This is a genomic window from Vibrio sp. Hal054 (assembly GCF_037162405.1).
Lineage (GTDB): Bacteria > Pseudomonadota > Gammaproteobacteria > Enterobacterales > Vibrionaceae > Vibrio > Vibrio diazotrophicus.
Genome location: NZ_JARLUT010000001.1, coordinates 2,457,406 through 2,473,666 on the forward strand (window position 1 = coordinate 2,457,406; position 16,261 = coordinate 2,473,666).

Consider the following 16,261-nt stretch of genomic DNA (forward strand, 5'->3'; position numbering starts at 1 on the left):
TGATTAATCTTTTCTTTTTGATTCTATTGGCATAGGTACGGCGACAAGTCGAACGTCCGAGCCCACCAGCCGGCAATCTTTAATATCAAGTTCCAGCACTTGCTGCATATCCGTTAAGCCAAACGCGCCGAATAAACCGCGACCGTCACTACCCATAATTTTAGGTGCCAGATACAAAACAAGCTCGTCAACCAATTGCTCTTCAAGCAAAGATTTTGCAAGCGTCGCTCCAGCCTCTACCCAAATATGGTTGATATTGTGCGTCTTGGCTAATGTCGCGAATGTTTGGCGCAAATCTAGCTGACCTGATTGGTTCACTTCAACGATGACTTCAGCATTTTCATTACTAACTCGCAATACAGGAGAGTGAGAAGCATACAGTGCTAGCTGCGGATGTAATTTATTCTGCCTGTCCAAAATGACGCGAGCGGGTTGACGCAATTCGGCTTCGGGATAGTGCTCTTTTACGCTTTCTGGCAGCTCATTCCAACGCACGGTTAATGATGCATTATCATCAATAACCGTTTGGCTCGTAGACATTATTGCGCCTGCTTGTGCTCGATAATTCTGAACATTTTGGCGGGCCTGTTTTGATGTGATCCACTGACTCTTGCCGTTAGCAAGCGCGGTTTGACCATCGATACTAGCTGCCATTTTCAGTTGGACAAACGGCATGCCTGTTTGCATACGCTTAATGAATGCAGGGTTCAACGCTTTCGCATCCGCTTCAAGCAAACCGACTTCTACCTCAATGCCAGCATCACGTAGCATTTGAATACCACGACCTGAGACTTGAGGATTAGGATCTTGCATCGCACATATGACTTTAGAAACGCCAGCGTTAATCAGACCTTCAGCACATGGAGGTGTGCGTCCGTAATGAGAGCATGGTTCTAAAGTGACATAAGCGGTCGCACCGCGAGAGGATTCGCCTGCCATACGCAAGGCATGAACTTCGGCATGAGGTTCACCTGCGCGGTAATGGAAACCTTCACCAACGATAGATTCGCCTTGAGTGATCACACAACCGACATTAGGGTTGGGAGCAGTGGTAAAGCGACCTTTTTGAGCGAGCTTAATCGCTCGCGTCATCATTTGGTGATCAAAAGGGGTAAACTTCGGCATCATCTATTCTTATTCAGGGAATTTCGAGCGCTGGAAATCAGTCTTCTAACTTGGCAATTTCTTCGCCAAATTCACGTACATCTTCGAAACTACGATAAACCGAAGCAAAACGAATGTAGGCAACTTTATCTAATTCTTTCAATGCATCCATAACAAGGTTACCGATTAGCTGGCTAGGCACTTCTCGCTCGCCAGTGGCTCTTAGTTTGGATTTAATCGTGCTTATCGCAAGCTCAATCGAATCGGCGCTCACAGGGCGTTTTTCTAATGCACGTTGCAGGCCGCCAATCATTTTATCTTCATCAAAAGGTTCGCGATTACCATTCGACTTAATGACTCTTGGCATCACTAACTCTGCGGTTTCAAAAGTAGTGAAACGTTCGCTACATGCAAGACATTGGCGACGACGACGAACTTGGTGTCCATCAGCCACAAGACGGGAATCGATGACTTTCGTATCGTTTTCAGAACAAAAAGGACAATGCATACCACCTCCATAGTAAGGTTCCGTTGACTTTTCGAGCAGAACGGAACCTTGGCTAGTTTACAGGAATCACTAATATTAAGAAAACAAAAAGGGGCGTTATACGCCCCATTTCAATGGATTAATTGCTTAAAATACAGAATATAACTGCAGTTCGAAAAGAGTAATTAAGCACGAGAAAGATAATTTGCCTTACCCACCCACTTGTAACTGGTTAGCTCTTCTAAGCCCATTGGTCCGCGTGCATGCAGTTTTTGCGTTGATACCGCAACTTCTGCACCCAAGCCAAACTGAGCACCATCAGTGAAACGAGTCGAAGCGTTAACATACACCGCCGCAGAGCCCGCTGAGTTAATGAATTTTTCAGCGTTGAACAGATCATTGGTCATGATGGCATCGGAGTGGCTCGCATTGTGCTCACGCATGTGATCAATCGCTTCATCGACATTCTTAACCACTTTGACGCCTAAGGTGTAGCTTAACCACTCAGTATCAAAGTCGCCGTCTTGAGCATCGCGAATTTTTTCTGCCGATTGCATCAGGGCTTTCGCTTTCGGCTCGGCAACGAAGGTTACTTTGCCATTCAATTTCACCATCAATTTTTCAAGTAGTGATTGAGCGATATCCTGATGAACTAATAGTGTATCTAACGCGTTACACGCCGATGGACGTTGCACTTTCGCGTTTTCAATCACATCCACGGTTTTGTCCAAATCTGCACTTTGGTCAACGTAAATATGACTAATACCAAACCCACCAATAATCACTGGAATAGTGCTGTTTTCTTTACACATTTTGTGCAAACCAGCACCACCACGAGGAATGATCATATCCACGTAATCATCCAGTTTAAGTAGCTGAGAAACCAATTCACGATCCGGTTTTTCAATGTACTGTACTGACGCTGCAGGTAGCTGTGCTTTTTCTAGTGCGGATTGAATAACCTTGACCAACTCCATGTTGGAGAAAAAGGTTTCTTTTCCGCCACGTAAAATAGAAGCGTTACCGGTTTTTAAGCACAAAGCAGCGATGTCGATGGTTACATTTGGTCGCGCTTCGTAAATAACGCCAACCACACCAAGCGGTACACGGCGACGAGACAGTGACATACCGTTTTCCAGTACCTTACTGTCTATTTCGCTACCAACTGGATCATTAAGACTAATGACATTACGCACATCGTTTGCAATGCCCGTTAAACGTTCTTTATTCAGTAACAGACGATCGAGCAGTGCGTCAGATAAACCAGCTTCACGGCCTAGTTCAATATCTTTTGCGTTGGCAGATAGAATGATGTCTGCATTGGCTTCAAGCTCATCAGCAATAATAGATAACGCTTGGTTTTTCTGTGCTGTTGTCGCTGTCGCGAGTTGAAAAGCCGCGTCTTTCGCCGCTTTTCCCATAATAGTTAAGTCCATGCCTATCCTCGGTTTATTCTTGGATCACGACCATGTCATCTCGGTGAACGACTTCTGAGCCGTAATCATAACCAAGGATGTCGATAATCATTTTACTGTGTTTGCCTGCAATTTTTGCTAGGTCGGAATTTGAATATGCGGCTATACCGCGGGCGACAAGCTTTCCAGCTTTATCGGTCACTCGAACCACTTCGCCACGTGAAAACTGACCGTGAACACTCACAACACCTTTTGCAAGCAGGCTGCTACCTTTTTCATTGACCGCTTTAACCGCACCATCGTCAATCACGATGTCGCCCGAAGCAGATGGGCCCGCCAGTATCCAGCGTTTGCGATTTTCCAATGATTCTTCTAAAGGTAAGAAACGAGTCCCTTGCGGTGCATCACTTAAAGAGTCAAAGATGACGTTTTCAGCACGACCTGCGGCAATAATCACTTCAATGCCTGCTCGACGGGCAATATCGGCCGCTTGCAGTTTGGTTGCCATACCACCAGTGCCTAACGTAGTACCACTGCCACCCGCGATTTTACGCAAGGTGTCATCAATGGTTTTGACCTCTTTAATCAGTTCCGCATGCGGATCTTTACGAGGGTCGGCGGTAAACAGACCTTTCTGGTCAGTCAGTAGCAGAAGTTTATCCGCACCACATAAAATGCCGACAAGAGCAGACAAGTTGTCATTGTCCCCTACTTTGATTTCGCTGGTTGCTACCGCATCGTTTTCATTAACAACAGGGATAATGTCGTGTTCAACTAAGGCATTAATAGTGTCACGCGCATTCAAGAAACGTTCACGATCTTCAAGATCGGCACGGGTTAACAACATTTGACCAATCTTGATGCCGTAGATAGCGAACAGTGACTCCCAAACTTGAATCAGTTGGCTTTGTCCAACCGCAGCAAGCAACTGTTTGCTCGACATCGCGTTGGGCAGTGCGGGGTAACCTAAATGTTCTCGGCCTGCTGCAATTGCACCCGAAGATACAATCACCACAGAGTGGCCTTGTTTTTTCAGTTCTGCACACTGACGAGCAAGCTCGACCATATGAGCTCTATCAAGAGCAAGTGTGCCACCGGTAAGAACACTGGTTCCTAGTTTTACAACGACAGTTTGCGCTGTAGTTCCGCTTTGCTGATTCGTTTTCATGCCTTCTTCTTCAAATTGAAAACAGTTAAGAGAAGATGTTTTAGCAATCAACCGCGCTGAGCACAAGAAGAAAAAGGTGCTAAATAGCACCTTTTACGTTCAGTAACATTCAAATAGCTAAAATCACACAAATTCTGCTGATTCTTCATGCATAGAAAGCGTTAAGCCGAAACGCTCATCTAATGTCTGTTCTAGCTTCTTATGAAACTCTTCTTGGTTTTGGATAACGTCAGATAACGAAGCTTTAGGAATCGCTTTGGCTTCCCATTCACCCGCTAAGTTGTAACGTCCCGATTGATATTTTGCCTCATATCCGGTGTCTGTCTGATCAAGTACCATCCACCATCCCCAGAATTCACGTTTTTCTGGCGCCTTTTTGTCATCCACACAGGCTGCTAAACAGTCAAACAAATAGCTACCTTCTTTACATTTTCCTTCACGTAAATAAGGGCCAATTGCTTTAAATGCGGATAATAATCGGTAGTGCGTCGGATTTTTCGTCCCTTCCGGCATAGGATTCTCCATTTCCATCGATAAGAATAAATATCACTACTATTTATATGCCTTAAAAAGCATATATTTAGTGCAAATATTACTCTTAACTAATTTAGGAGAAATGTCACCTACAGAGTTCCTCTTGAAGCCACTTTATCGCCAAATCGAGGGATTGCTCATATCCTTGCGAAATTGTTTTGCTTTTTATCTGTTTAGCTTTGCCACCTTGACTAAAAATCGCCGCAAGTTGGTTGTCTGAATGTGGTGATACCGGATCACCTTCTAAACCGAGAGCCAGAATCGGCACTTTTGTGCGTCGGCTACTCAGGAAGCCTTGCGTTTTTAGCGACCAAGCCTTCAATTGACCAGATAAGCTATCGATATCTACCGCTTCTTTACCCAATCTTGATGCCAATATGTCGAGATACATTTTAGGCATTTGTTTGAGTTTGGTCGGAGATGTCCACACATCGTGGAGAGGAGCACCAATAGCGACACATGCTTTGACTTTTTCTTGCTCTAGAAATGACAAACGAACCATAGCATTGCCGCCAAAGCGGAAACCGATTAACCCAATACAAAAATGGTCGACCCAAGGTATATCGGTCAACTGATTAATCACAGCTTGGTGAAGGCAAGATGTATCCTCAGTGAGTGGCCACTGAGAACTTTGACCAATAGAAGGCATGTCGATTGTTAGCATCGCGATATCGTGTTTTGCCAAATAATCACGAAATAAGCGCCACATGTCAGTTTGTAAGCTATCCAATCCAGCACTCACGATCACTACCGGATGGGGTTTATCGGTATTAGTCAGATGTAAGTAACCTGAGAACTTTCTATTTTGATAGGTGAAATCGAGTTGCTTAACGATGTAATTGGTTAACTTGGCCGCTTCAGAGTAGGCCTTGTTTGCTAGTACTTGTGCTTGAAGAGCTAGGTTGTCGTTTTTCAGATGTGGATAACCGGCAATACTAAAGCAGAGAGACGCTTTAAAGAGCTCTTCCGCTGCTGCATCACCTTCTAATACAGAAGCGGTTTTCTGATGCTTCATACCAAGACGCGTCCACTCAAATGTCCAGTTACCGTTGTGATATCCCATCACTGTGTCAAGCCAATCGTCATCGGTACGGGAGTGTGTAGAGGATGCAATACGAGATAGCACTTCCTCTTGTTCGATAGGATTCACACCTTGCCACACCCATTGAAGGCGGCGAACATTACGATACCAAGAGAACCCTTCGCTCTGCTTCTTCTTCTGCAGAAACTCTATATTACTAGGCATGTATTGAGTCAGTGCCGATGTTTCTTTTGCTTGTTTATGCTTTACAAACAACGTCTCTGACAAGTTAATATTTGTACCATCTTCAGACATAACCCAGTCTCGCTTAACGAACCATTGATTAGGTTCATATAGTAATAAAAAAAATGACCCATGAAAGGGTCATCTTTGAGTAAATGCTATTTTTTAAGCAAAAGCCATGTTTAAACAACAGCAATGTTGGTTTATTTACGCTTACGATTTACTGGCTCAACGAAAGACAGTTGCATATCCCAAGGTTGTTCAATCCAAGTATCTTGTTCGATATCTACGATATATTCATCAACCAAGTCTTTGCCAGCCGGTTTAGCACATACAGTTACGAACTTAGCTTTTGGATACATTTCACGAATCTTACGTGCAGTATCGCCGCTATCAACCAAATCATCAATGATCAGGAAGCCTTCTCCGTCATGCTCTGGTGCTTTTAGTACACTCATATCACGCTGATGATCGTGGTCATAGCTAGAGATACATACTGTATCTACATAGCGAATACCCAGTTCACGAGCGAGAATAGCTGCTGGTACTAAACCACCGCGGCTAACACCTAGGATACCTTTCCATTGTTCTGCAGGCATTTGACGCTCAGCGAGTTCACGACAATAGTTCTGCATATTGTCCCAAGTGATAACGAATTTTTTGCTCATTGTAATAAACCTAAATTAAAACATGTGAAGCGCAGTGCAGTTCACTGCGCCTATTAAATACTTAAGCGAAAATCAATTTAGCTAGGAAAATAGCTGTCATAAACCAAACGCTAACTGAAATATCACGGCCTTTACCGCTCAAAACCTTGATCGCTGTGTAAGAGATGAAACCAAGTACAATGCCTTCAGCAATTGAGTACGTCAGAGGCATTAATAAACAAGTCACAACAACAGGTGCAGCTTCTGTTAAGTCACGCCAATCAACACTTATAAGTCCAGACATCATCAAGATAGCAACGTAGAACAATGCGCCTGCGGTTGCATAAGCTGGAATCATCCCTGCTAATGGCGAGAAGAATAATGCAAGAAGGAACAAAATGCCAACCACAACTGCAGTTAAACCTGTACGTCCACCCTCTGCTACACCCGCTGTACTCTCTACATAAGAAGTCGTGTTTGAAGTACCCAGTAGAGCACCAATAGACGTTGCTGTTGAGTCTGCTAGCAATGCTTTGTTTAAGCGAGGGATCTTGCCATCTTTACCGATAAGATTTGCTTTAGTCGCAACGCCCACCAATGTACCTGCTGTATCAAACAGATCAACGAATAGGAAGGCAAAAATCACTGAAATCATGCCGATTTCAAATACACCAGAGAAATCTAATTGTAGGAAAGTAGGTGCGATACTTGGTGGAGCAGACATAACGCCATGCCATTGAACATCACCAAAAATCAAACCTAAACCTGTAGTAAGTAGAATTGCAATCATTACCGCGCCTTTTACGCCACGGTTAACCAGACCAATTGTCAGGAAGAAGCTTACTGCTGCTAATACTGGAGAAAGACTAGTGAAATCGCCAACAGAGACAAGGGTCGCTGGGTTGTCTACTACGATTTTTGCGTTTTGCAGTGCAATAAAAGCAAGAAACAAACCGATACCAGCAGAGATGCCTGTTCTCAGTGCCATTGGGATTGAGTTGATGATCCACTCACGAATCTTAAATAGGCTCAATAGAATGAAAAGCACACCAGAGCAGAATACAGCTGCTAGAGCAACTTGCCATGTGTAACCCATACCGAGAACAACGGAATAGGTAAAGAAAGCGTTCAAACCCATACCAGGAGCTTGCGCGATTGGGTAGTTAGCAACTAAGCCCATAATGAAACAGCCAATAGCCGCAGCTAAACAGGTCGCCACAAATACAGCGCCCTTATCCATACCTGTCGAAGATAAAATGGCAGGGTTCACAAAAATAATGTAAGCCATTGTCAGGAACGTAGTTACCCCTGCAATGATCTCAGTACGCACGTTTGTGCGGTTTTCACTGAGTTTAAATAGCCTTTCCAGCATGATCGAGTCCTAATAAAGGTAAAAAGTAAACGGTTGCGTAAACGATTGGGCGCAAATTATAAAGACATCAGATCACAAATTCCAGACCGAATTTATTTTGATTTCAAAACAACTGATGAAAGATTATGCAAGGAAAATCATAGGTAGGCGGGCTATTTTACTCATGAACCCCGTTTTCGTTAATATAATGTAGCGTTTTTGCAAATGCTCTACCTATGAATATTCATCTTAGGTAGAGCATGAAAACTTGATTAATGTGGCGTTATCAAGCCATCACTTTATTGGGTAACCAGGTGACAATGTCTGGAAATACCATACAGATGATAAGCACCAACAACTGAACCAATATAAACGGTGTAACTGACTTATACAGGTCCATCATTGTCACGCCTTTTGGTGCTATCCCTTTCAAATAGAACAGCGCAAAGCCATAAGGTGGTGTCTGCACAGCAATAACAATATTTAAAATCATCAATACGCCAAACCAAATAGGATCATAGCCAAGAGCAACCGCTACTGGTGTGAATATAGGTGCACACATCAGTACGATGATAAACTCATCGATAATGAACCCCAAAAGCAGCATGATAACTTGAAACATCATGATGATAACGATGGGTGGTAAATCAAGATCACGAGTAAACCCTGACACCATTCCCTGTATTCCCATCAGCAAATGGAAATTACTGAATACAGAAGCGCCTAATATTATCCACATAGCAACGCTGACTAACATCGCCGTTTGCATACCAGACTTCATTAGAATTTCAGGTTTAAAACGCTTAAACAGAATAGAGAGCAGAATAGCACCAGCCACGCCTAACGCACCGGACTCGGTAGGTGTCGCAATGCCAGCAATAATACTTCCCAGTACCACAACAATCAGAGCAAACGAAGAGGCTCCATCACGAATGGTTTTAAATAATTGGTAGCCTTTTGGAATTTCAATGTCATTGTCAGAATCAAATGGGGCACGTTCCGGCTTAATTTTACAGCTGATAACGACATAAGAGATCAATAAAACAATCGTAATTAATGCAGGCACCATAGCGCCAAGAAACATTTTACCCACTGAGTTTTGAGTCGCTGAGGCAAACATGATCATTGGAATACTTGGAGGAATCAATATCCCCAAAGAGCCACCAGCCATAATGACACCGAGAGCGAGTTTCTTATCATAACCACGGTCAAGCATAGGTTTTAAAGCAATACTGCTCGAAGTCATAATACCCGCACCAATAATACCGACCATAGCGCCAATCATTGAACATACACCGATAACACTAATGGCAAGAGAACCTCGCACACGGCCGATCATCAGTTGACTGGCATTAAACATTGCGTCGCCAATTCCCGAACGAGTAAGAATTTGCCCCATATAGATATAGAGAGGGATAGCAAGAAGTATGAAGTTAAAAAAGGTACTCTCAACAGTAGTCGGGATAATATTAAACAGAGCCTCCCCCCAAACTAAGTAGCCGACACCCATAGCGATCCCGCCTAGAGCTAGACCGACCTGAGCTCCGAGAGCAAATGAAGCTAAAATACAGCCCAAAAGGACTAGGGTTAACATCTCAATTCCCATTTGTGCTCTCCTTGTCAAAAACGGAATTCAATTGGTCGCTATCAACCTTAAAAGGCTGCTCTTCCAACGCTATATGTTGGTGAACTTCACCATTCAGTTCGCGGCCTTTGATCAAAAAGAACAAGTTAGAAATTAACTCTGTTGAATACTGGAGAATAAAAATCACAGCTGAAACGCTAATCATCAACCAGAAATGATGCATTGCTGGCGCCCATTCACTCTGTGTTTTATAGCCGAATTGCAAACTCTCAAAAAACATCTCAAGACATACTTTTGCCATGACAGTCAGAAAACCTATCGCAATCATTCCGGTAAACAGGTCAAAAATACGACGTGTTTTTTCAGAGACTTTAGCGTAAAGAATATCCACGTTGATATGCGCTTCTTTCTGTTGGGCGTATGCTCCACCTAACGCAGAAATATAGCCAAATAAGAACAATGACGTGTCATAGCTCCAGATTGTCGGTTTACCTAAGATGTAGCGGGCAAAAACTTCGTAAAAAACAATCGCCGCCAACACAGGAAGTAAATAAGAGACCGAGCGTCCAATTAAGCCGACAATGTACTTTATGAACTGACAATACTTCAGTAAAAGGACTTCCATCATACAAATTATCCCTAAAAAAACAGGTGAACCTCTCTCGAAGTCCACCTGATTGAATCCATTACTCTTGCTCTAAAATCTCAACAAGTTGTTTTGAGTATTTATCTTCACTTGCATACTCTTTTGCTAATGTCAGACCTGCATTTTTCCAAGCAGCAACGTCTTCATCTGACGGTTTTGGACTCCATTTCAAACCTTTTGCTTCCATTTCAGCAACAGCTTTAGATTCCCACAGCTTAGATTTCGACATTTGCTCTTGAGCATGTACAGCTGTTGCCGCTTTCACAATCGCTTGTAAATCAGCAGGAAGTTTCTTCCACTCTTTTTGATTGACGACAATAGGCAGAACCTGAGCACCAGCAAGCGGTGTTGGGTACATATATTTCGCTACTTCTACGTGGTTACCATCGCGGTGATCAATCATGTTTGAACCGATAGATCCATCGATAACACCCGTAGCTAGTGAAGTGTAGATTTCACTCCATGCAAGAGACACAGGCGATGCGCCAAGATTACGCAAGAATTTGCCATAAGCACCCGGCGCACGGATTTTTAAACCCTTAAAATCTTCAAGAGAATTGATAGGTTCTTTAGTAATGATATAGACAGGAGGCTGAATGTAAGGGTCCAACCATGTTAAACCTTGTGAAGCGTATGCTTCTTCCATCACTTTACCGAAGCCTTTATCGTGAAACAGTGTTGTTAGCTCTGCTACATCAGAAGTACCACCTGGTAAGCCAACTTCTACAACACCAGCAGGGAACTCTCCAGCATGCATGGGTTGAAATGGTGCACCCATCGTAATAAGCCCCGACTTCACAGCGCTTAGAATGCCGCTGGTCCCTACTCCCTCTCCAGAATAAAGCACCTGTACCGCTATTCGACCATTTGACATGGTTTCAATGTTTTTAGCCAAGTCTTCATAGACCTCACCAAATGCAGTACCACGGCCATAAAGGTTAGCAAAACGCCAATTATATTCAGCAGCCATGCTAGCTGTTGAGGTAACCAAAGCACTGACACCAATAGCTGCAGCCAATACTGCTTTGGTAAATTTGTTTCCTTTCATTCCTAGCATAAGAAATTCCTCTTTCTCACATTGTTACACTTTTGTTAGCGATTTATTTCTTAGCTAAATATGAAGAACGGATTTCGAATGCGACAGTGCCAGAGGTGAAGTTGTTATGGTACCAGCAAGTAAGTCTTAGCTGGTACCACAGTTTTGACACAACTGGTACTTAGATTACGCAGAGTTTTGAGACTAACATGCATACAACAGACTACAAAAGAGACACAAACATGGACCAAATCATTAACAAATCACTCCTTAATGCGACCTGTCCTCAGAGTGACGATGCGATTGCTGTCATTAACCCAGCGACTGATGAAGTTCTTGCTTATATCCCGTCAGTAGATACACAAACCATTCACTCGTTGATACAAGCTTCGAAACAAGCTCAAATCCTCTGGCAGCAAAAAACGGCGGCTGAGCGTTCAGTGATTCTGAAGCGTTGGTACGATTTAATGGTAAAGAATGCTGATGATTTGGCTCGTATCATGACTCTTGAACAAGGCAAGCCTCTGGCGGAGGCGAAAGGGGAAGTGATGTATGGCGCTTCATTTATCCAATGGTTTGCTGAAGAAGGTAAACGCGTTTACGGCGAGACGATTCCTTCACCAACTGGTGATAAACGCCTGATGACGATAAAGCAACCTATTGGTATCGCGGCAGCCATTACACCGTGGAATTTCCCAATTGCAATGATTACCCGCAAAGCCGCCCCAGCTTTAGCTGCTGGTTGTAGCTTCATTGTAAAACCAGCAAATCAAACGCCACTTTCTGCCTACGCAACAGCAGAACTCGCTTATCAGGCTGGTTTACCAAAAGACTTGCTGGTCATAGTGAACAACCACTCTTCTGTGGCAGTGGGTGAAATTCTTTGTACTCACGAAGATATCAAAAAACTGTCATTTACAGGCTCAACCGAAGTAGGTCGAAATCTGATAAATCAATGTGCGGATACCATTAAGCGTACGTCAATGGAACTGGGTGGTAATGCACCATTCATCGTATTTGACGATGCAAATGTTGAGCAGGCGGTAAAAGGGGCAATCGCTTCTAAATTCCGCAACGCAGGACAGACCTGTGTGTGTGCTAATCGCTTCTATGTACAAGATGGCATTTACGATCAGTTCGTCGAGAAATTCACCGCGGCGGTTGCTGAGTTAAAAATGGGCAACGGCCTTGAACCGGGCGTTAACATTGGACCGCTAGTGGATATCAAAGCGAAGAAGAGTGTTCTTGGCTATATCGATAATGCAGTTAAACAAGGTGCAAAAATCGTTCTAGGCGGTAAAGCAGAACAAGGGCTGTTTGTTCAGCCAACAATTCTGACTGAAGTAACTCAAGACATGGATATTACCCAAACCGAACTTTTTGGTCCCGTAGCTCCAATCATTCGCTTCTATGACGATCAGGAATTGGTAGAAAAAGCTAATGACACTATCTACGGACTCGCCAGTTACTTTTACACCGAAAACATTAAACGAGCCTTCAACATCGCGGAAAAACTTGAATATGGCATGGTTGGAATCAATGAAGGGTTAATTTCAAATGAAGTAGCTCCTTTTGGCGGCGTAAAACAATCCGGCTTTGGCCGTGAAGGTGCAAAACAAGGCATCGATGAATATCTAAACATTAAGTATCTCTGTTTCGGCGGCTTTTAATCTTCGTTAGCAACTGACCGATAACCAATGAATAAGGACTATCAAACATGACCAATATGGAATGGCAAAGCCGTAAGGAAAAAGTTGTCGCAAAGGGAATGGCAAACCTTGCACCAATTTATGCAGCGAAAGCTGAAAACGCTCTAATTACCGATATCGAAGGTAAAGAGTATATTGACTTCGCGGCTGGTATTGCAGTTAACAACACTGGCCACTCAAATCCACGAATCGTGGCAGCAGTAAAAGAGCAACTAGAGTTGTTCAGTCATACCTGTTCAATGGTTACCCCATACACCAGCTTTGTTGAACTGGCAGAGAAAGTTGTAGAAATCGCACCGGGCGACTTTGATAAAAAAGCGGCATTTCTTACAACAGGAGCTGAAGCTGTTGAAAATGCAATAAAATTCGCTCGTGCGCATACTGGTCGCAGTGGTGTAATTGCATTTAAAGGCGGGTTTCACGGTCGTACCAACTTATGTATGGGGCTGACAGGTAAAGTTGCTCCATATAAAGCGGGCTTTGGTCCTTTTCCCAATGAAATTTACCACCTGCCTTATCCAAACCAATACCACGGTGTTAGCGAGGCACAAAGCTTGTCTGCGTTAGCGGATTTATTTGCCTGTGATATTGAGCCTTCTCGTGTTGCTGCGATCATTTTTGAACCAATTCAGGGCGAAGGTGGCTTCTATCAAGCACCAAACACATGGGTAAGTGAATTGCGTAACATCTGTGACAAGCACGGAATAGTGCTTATCTGTGATGAAATTCAAACTGGCTTTGCGCGCACAGGTAAACTTTTTGCGTGTGAATATTTCGATGCAAAACCAGATTTAATCACTATGGCAAAAGGTATTGCTGGCGGCTTTCCTCTATCTGGGGTTGTTGGTAAAGCTGAAATTATGGACTCAGCAAATCCTGGTGGTATCGGCGGAACTTACGCAGGCTCGCCGTTGGCGTGTCGCGCCGCACTTGAAGTTATCAACATTATTAAAGAAGATAACTTATGCGAACGAGCTCAGCATGTGGGTCAGCAATTCAAAGAGATACTGACTGTACTGCAAAAAGAAATTCCTCATATCGGTGATATTCGTCAGGTTGGCGCAATGATCGCGATTGAGCTTAATGATCCAACCACAGGACAACCGCTTGCAGATCTGACTAAACAACTGGTATTAAAGAGTAACCAGCACGGCCTCATTCTTCTTTCTTGTGGTGTAAAAGGTAACGTTATTCGCTTCCTTCCACCGTTAACAATTGAGCCAGAATTAGTCTCAAGAGGGCTGGAAATAGTTAAAACGCAACTACAGTCGCTTATATAAAATGTGTATAGAGAAAGTGAGCCTCATTTCACTTTCTCTCCTTTTTGGACTTTAGATGCGGCGGTTACATAAGCGGGGAAGCTATGCTGTATCAATTTATTCATATCGACTCGCAAGATTCGAGAACACTGCAAGATCAAATCAAAAGCGACATCGCTAAAGCCATATTCGCAGGTTTTGTTCCAAAGCAAACCAGCATCACTTCCTCACGCCAATTAGCCGAAAAACTCAAAGTTTCGCGCAATACGATTTTACGTGTTTACGAACAGTTAGCCGAAGAAGGGGTACTAATACCCATTGAAAGAAAAGGCTACTACGTTAATCCTCAGCTTGAACTGAATAATGCATCGCCCGATCAGCAAAGCGCACAATCAGTCTCAACTCTCAATTGGGACGATTACCTAAACAGTGAACAATCGCTTTCAGATGCCTCAGTAAAAGATCTTTCCAACTACCCTTATTTGTTCGTCAATGGCATGGTCGATGAAGATCTCTTTCCTGTTAGTGAGTGGCGTAAGTGCAGTATTCAATCTTTAAATAAAAGTAATCATCGTAGTTGGACATCAAACCATAATGACTATGAAGAGTTAATTGAACAGATACGTACTCGTGTTCTGACTAAACGTGGAATATTCGTTAACAAAGAAAATATCGCCATTACACTGGGTTGCCAAAATAGCCTTTACTACCTAACTCGGTTACTGGTTTCTAAACAAACGTCAGTAGGAATGGAAAACCCTGGTTACCCAGAAGCACTTGTTCAGTTTCAAGCTCGTCGAGCAAATGTAGTCCCCATTGATGTCGATGCAAAAGGGTTAGTCATCGATTCTCGTCTCAACAATTGCAATTTGGTTTATACAACCCCCAGTAATCAGTTCCCAACCACCGTTCGTATGTCACCAGAAAGGCGCAAGGCACTCATTGACTCAGCGAATGAACATGACTTTTTGATTATCGAAGATGATTTTGAACACGATGTTAACTTCATTGAAGATAGCTGCCCTCCGCTGAGGTGTGAGTATCCAACAGAGCGAATCATCTACATATCGAGCTTCACCTCTACAATTGCACCCGGGTTACGTATTGGATTTATCGTTGCGGCATCGCCGTTAATCGATCAAATCAAAGCACTGCAAGTACGTACGCACAGTCTGCCACCCAAAAGTAACTGTCAGACCTTAGCTCTGTTTCTCAGTCTAGGCTACTACGACATGCTGACTCAGAAGCTACTTAAGCGCTATAGAGAAAAATGGTTAACGATGGAAAAAGCAATGAACTATTACTTTCCGCAATCTGGAGTTACTCCATCGCTAGCCGGAACCGCTTTTTGGGTTGATTATAAGGAAAGTTTTGATGCCACTCGTTTTGAGCGACTTGCAGAAGAGAATGGTATTTTGATTAATAACGGGCAGAAGTATTACTGCTGCAACCACAAGAACAATAGCTTTAGACTGAGTTTCCAATCGATTCGCACAGAGAATATACGTGAAGGTATTGCTCAACTGGCGCGCATAGCTAAAGAAGTATTACCCAATATTAGCTTGGCCGAATGCTCCGAACCGCCATTAACAGGGCAACAGATTAGAGCTATGGTGACCAACAAAACGCTACTATCTAAAGATTGCTTCAATATCCCCTACCGGATCACTCTTCAAGCGGATGGTAAAATGATCGGAATTTCCGATCGCCCGAATGATATTGATGAGGGCTACTGGTGGGTAGAAAATGACAAATTTGTTTACCAATGGCGTAACTGGCAATTTTCAGATATTCGACACATTACTATCGTTTATGAAAACAATGAGCTGAAACGCTTTGATGAAGAAGGCTACTTCATTGGAGAAGTCAGTATTATTGAAGAGTAATACGAAACAGCAGGCAAAAAAAACGCCATCTGAGATACAGATGGCGGTGAATCATATTAACCACTCTTGGTTCACCAAGCTGTGGCTAAAAGCAAATTCCAATATATAGGGGTGAACATTACTGTTCAAATCACATGCATTTGGTCTCACTCACCAAAGCGTGTGGGGTG

General features: G+C 43.3%; 14 protein-coding genes. 3 read left to right on the plus strand and 11 right to left on the minus strand.

The features are described from left to right. Positions 1-3: 3 nt before the first annotated feature. The 11 genes from ribD to P4S58_RS11465 all read right to left on the minus strand — a co-directional run bounded on the left by ribD (position 4) and on the right by P4S58_RS11465 (position 11,258). The gene (gene ribD / locus P4S58_RS11415) at positions 4-1,125 is read right to left on the minus strand and encodes a bifunctional diaminohydroxyphosphoribosylaminopyrimidine deaminase/5-amino-6-(5-phosphoribosylamino)uracil reductase RibD (protein ID WP_337164030.1); all 1,122 of its coding nucleotides are present in this window, start codon (positions 1,123-1,125) and stop codon (positions 4-6) included. Positions 1,126-1,162: 37 nt separating this feature from the next. After that, a complete protein-coding gene (gene nrdR, locus P4S58_RS11420) occupies positions 1,163-1,612 on the minus strand; it encodes a transcriptional regulator NrdR (protein ID WP_042480166.1) in 450 nt (149 codons plus the stop codon). Between the two features lie 164 nt (positions 1,613-1,776). Next, complete coding sequence (locus P4S58_RS11425; RefSeq protein ID WP_337164031.1) at positions 1,777-3,027, minus strand: glutamate-5-semialdehyde dehydrogenase; 1,251 nt, start codon at positions 3,025-3,027, stop codon at positions 1,777-1,779. A 13-nt stretch (positions 3,028-3,040) separates the two neighbouring features. Then, the gene (gene proB / locus P4S58_RS11430; protein ID WP_042480756.1) at positions 3,041-4,174 is read right to left on the minus strand and encodes a glutamate 5-kinase; all 1,134 of its coding nucleotides are present in this window, start codon (positions 4,172-4,174) and stop codon (positions 3,041-3,043) included. Positions 4,175-4,297: 123 nt separating this feature from the next. Next, complete coding sequence (gene crl, locus P4S58_RS11435; protein ID WP_042480169.1) at positions 4,298-4,687, minus strand: sigma factor-binding protein Crl; 390 nt, start codon at positions 4,685-4,687, stop codon at positions 4,298-4,300. Between the two features lie 106 nt (positions 4,688-4,793). After that, the gene (frsA, locus tag P4S58_RS11440) at positions 4,794-6,044 is read right to left on the minus strand and encodes an esterase FrsA (RefSeq protein WP_042480172.1); all 1,251 of its coding nucleotides are present in this window, start codon (positions 6,042-6,044) and stop codon (positions 4,794-4,796) included. 131 nt (positions 6,045-6,175) lie between these two features. Continuing rightward, positions 6,176-6,640, minus strand: coding sequence for a xanthine phosphoribosyltransferase (gene gpt / locus P4S58_RS11445; RefSeq protein ID WP_042480174.1), 465 nt, complete (start codon positions 6,638-6,640; stop codon positions 6,176-6,178). Between the two features lie 61 nt (positions 6,641-6,701). After that, positions 6,702-7,991, minus strand: a complete 1,290-nt coding sequence (locus P4S58_RS11450; RefSeq protein WP_042480177.1) for an NCS2 family permease — start codon at positions 7,989-7,991, stop codon at positions 6,702-6,704. Between the two features lie 265 nt (positions 7,992-8,256). Continuing rightward, complete coding sequence (locus P4S58_RS11455) at positions 8,257-9,576, minus strand: TRAP transporter large permease (RefSeq protein WP_042480179.1); 1,320 nt, start codon at positions 9,574-9,576, stop codon at positions 8,257-8,259. Next, positions 9,566-10,183, minus strand: a complete 618-nt coding sequence (locus P4S58_RS11460) for a TRAP transporter small permease subunit (RefSeq protein WP_042480181.1) — start codon at positions 10,181-10,183, stop codon at positions 9,566-9,568. Before P4S58_RS11460 ends, P4S58_RS11455 begins: the two co-directional genes overlap by 11 nt. 58 nt (positions 10,184-10,241) lie before the next feature. Further along, the gene (locus tag P4S58_RS11465; RefSeq protein ID WP_102963853.1) at positions 10,242-11,258 is read right to left on the minus strand and encodes a TRAP transporter substrate-binding protein; all 1,017 of its coding nucleotides are present in this window, start codon (positions 11,256-11,258) and stop codon (positions 10,242-10,244) included. A 221-nt stretch (positions 11,259-11,479) separates the two neighbouring features. On the opposite strand from P4S58_RS11465, the gene P4S58_RS11470 reads away from it, so the two are divergent. From P4S58_RS11470 to P4S58_RS11480, 3 genes are all read left to right on the plus strand, one after another. After that, positions 11,480-12,907, plus strand: a complete 1,428-nt coding sequence (locus P4S58_RS11470; RefSeq protein WP_337164032.1) for an NAD-dependent succinate-semialdehyde dehydrogenase — start codon at positions 11,480-11,482, stop codon at positions 12,905-12,907. A gap of 47 nt (positions 12,908-12,954) precedes the next feature. Beyond that, positions 12,955-14,226 carry a 4-aminobutyrate--2-oxoglutarate transaminase gene (gene gabT, locus P4S58_RS11475; RefSeq protein WP_269348659.1) on the plus strand — a complete coding sequence of 424 codons (1,272 nt, stop codon included), beginning with the start codon at positions 12,955-12,957 and terminating at the stop codon, positions 14,224-14,226. Between the two features lie 83 nt (positions 14,227-14,309). Continuing rightward, complete coding sequence (locus tag P4S58_RS11480) at positions 14,310-16,091, plus strand: aminotransferase-like domain-containing protein (RefSeq protein ID WP_102966128.1); 1,782 nt, start codon at positions 14,310-14,312, stop codon at positions 16,089-16,091. Positions 16,092-16,261 lie beyond the last annotated feature (170 nt).

Bases quoted from the DNA above. Each gene is read 5' to 3' on its own strand.
- ribD (WP_337164030.1), bottom strand. From the start codon at position 1,125: ATGCCGAAGTTTACCCCTTTTGATCACCAAATGATGACGCGAGCGATT.
- nrdR (WP_042480166.1), bottom strand. From the start codon at position 1,612: ATGCATTGTCCTTTTTGTTCTGAAAACGATACGAAAGTCATCGATTCC.
- P4S58_RS11425 (WP_337164031.1), bottom strand. From the start codon at position 3,027: ATGGACTTAACTATTATGGGAAAAGCGGCGAAAGACGCGGCTTTTCAA.
- proB (WP_042480756.1), bottom strand. From the start codon at position 4,174: ATGAAAACGAATCAGCAAAGCGGAACTACAGCGCAAACTGTCGTTGTA.
- crl (WP_042480169.1), bottom strand. From the start codon at position 4,687: ATGCCGGAAGGGACGAAAAATCCGACGCACTACCGATTATTATCCGCA.
- frsA (WP_042480172.1), bottom strand. From the start codon at position 6,044: ATGTCTGAAGATGGTACAAATATTAACTTGTCAGAGACGTTGTTTGTA.
- gpt (WP_042480174.1), bottom strand. From the start codon at position 6,640: ATGAGCAAAAAATTCGTTATCACTTGGGACAATATGCAGAACTATTGT.
- P4S58_RS11450 (WP_042480177.1), bottom strand. From the start codon at position 7,991: ATGCTGGAAAGGCTATTTAAACTCAGTGAAAACCGCACAAACGTGCGT.
- P4S58_RS11455 (WP_042480179.1), bottom strand. From the start codon at position 9,576: ATGGGAATTGAGATGTTAACCCTAGTCCTTTTGGGCTGTATTTTAGCT.
- P4S58_RS11460 (WP_042480181.1), bottom strand. From the start codon at position 10,183: ATGATGGAAGTCCTTTTACTGAAGTATTGTCAGTTCATAAAGTACATT.
- P4S58_RS11465 (WP_102963853.1), bottom strand. From the start codon at position 11,258: ATGCTAGGAATGAAAGGAAACAAATTTACCAAAGCAGTATTGGCTGCA.
- P4S58_RS11470 (WP_337164032.1), top strand. From the start codon at position 11,480: ATGGACCAAATCATTAACAAATCACTCCTTAATGCGACCTGTCCTCAG.
- gabT (WP_269348659.1), top strand. From the start codon at position 12,955: ATGACCAATATGGAATGGCAAAGCCGTAAGGAAAAAGTTGTCGCAAAG.
- P4S58_RS11480 (WP_102966128.1), top strand. From the start codon at position 14,310: ATGCTGTATCAATTTATTCATATCGACTCGCAAGATTCGAGAACACTG.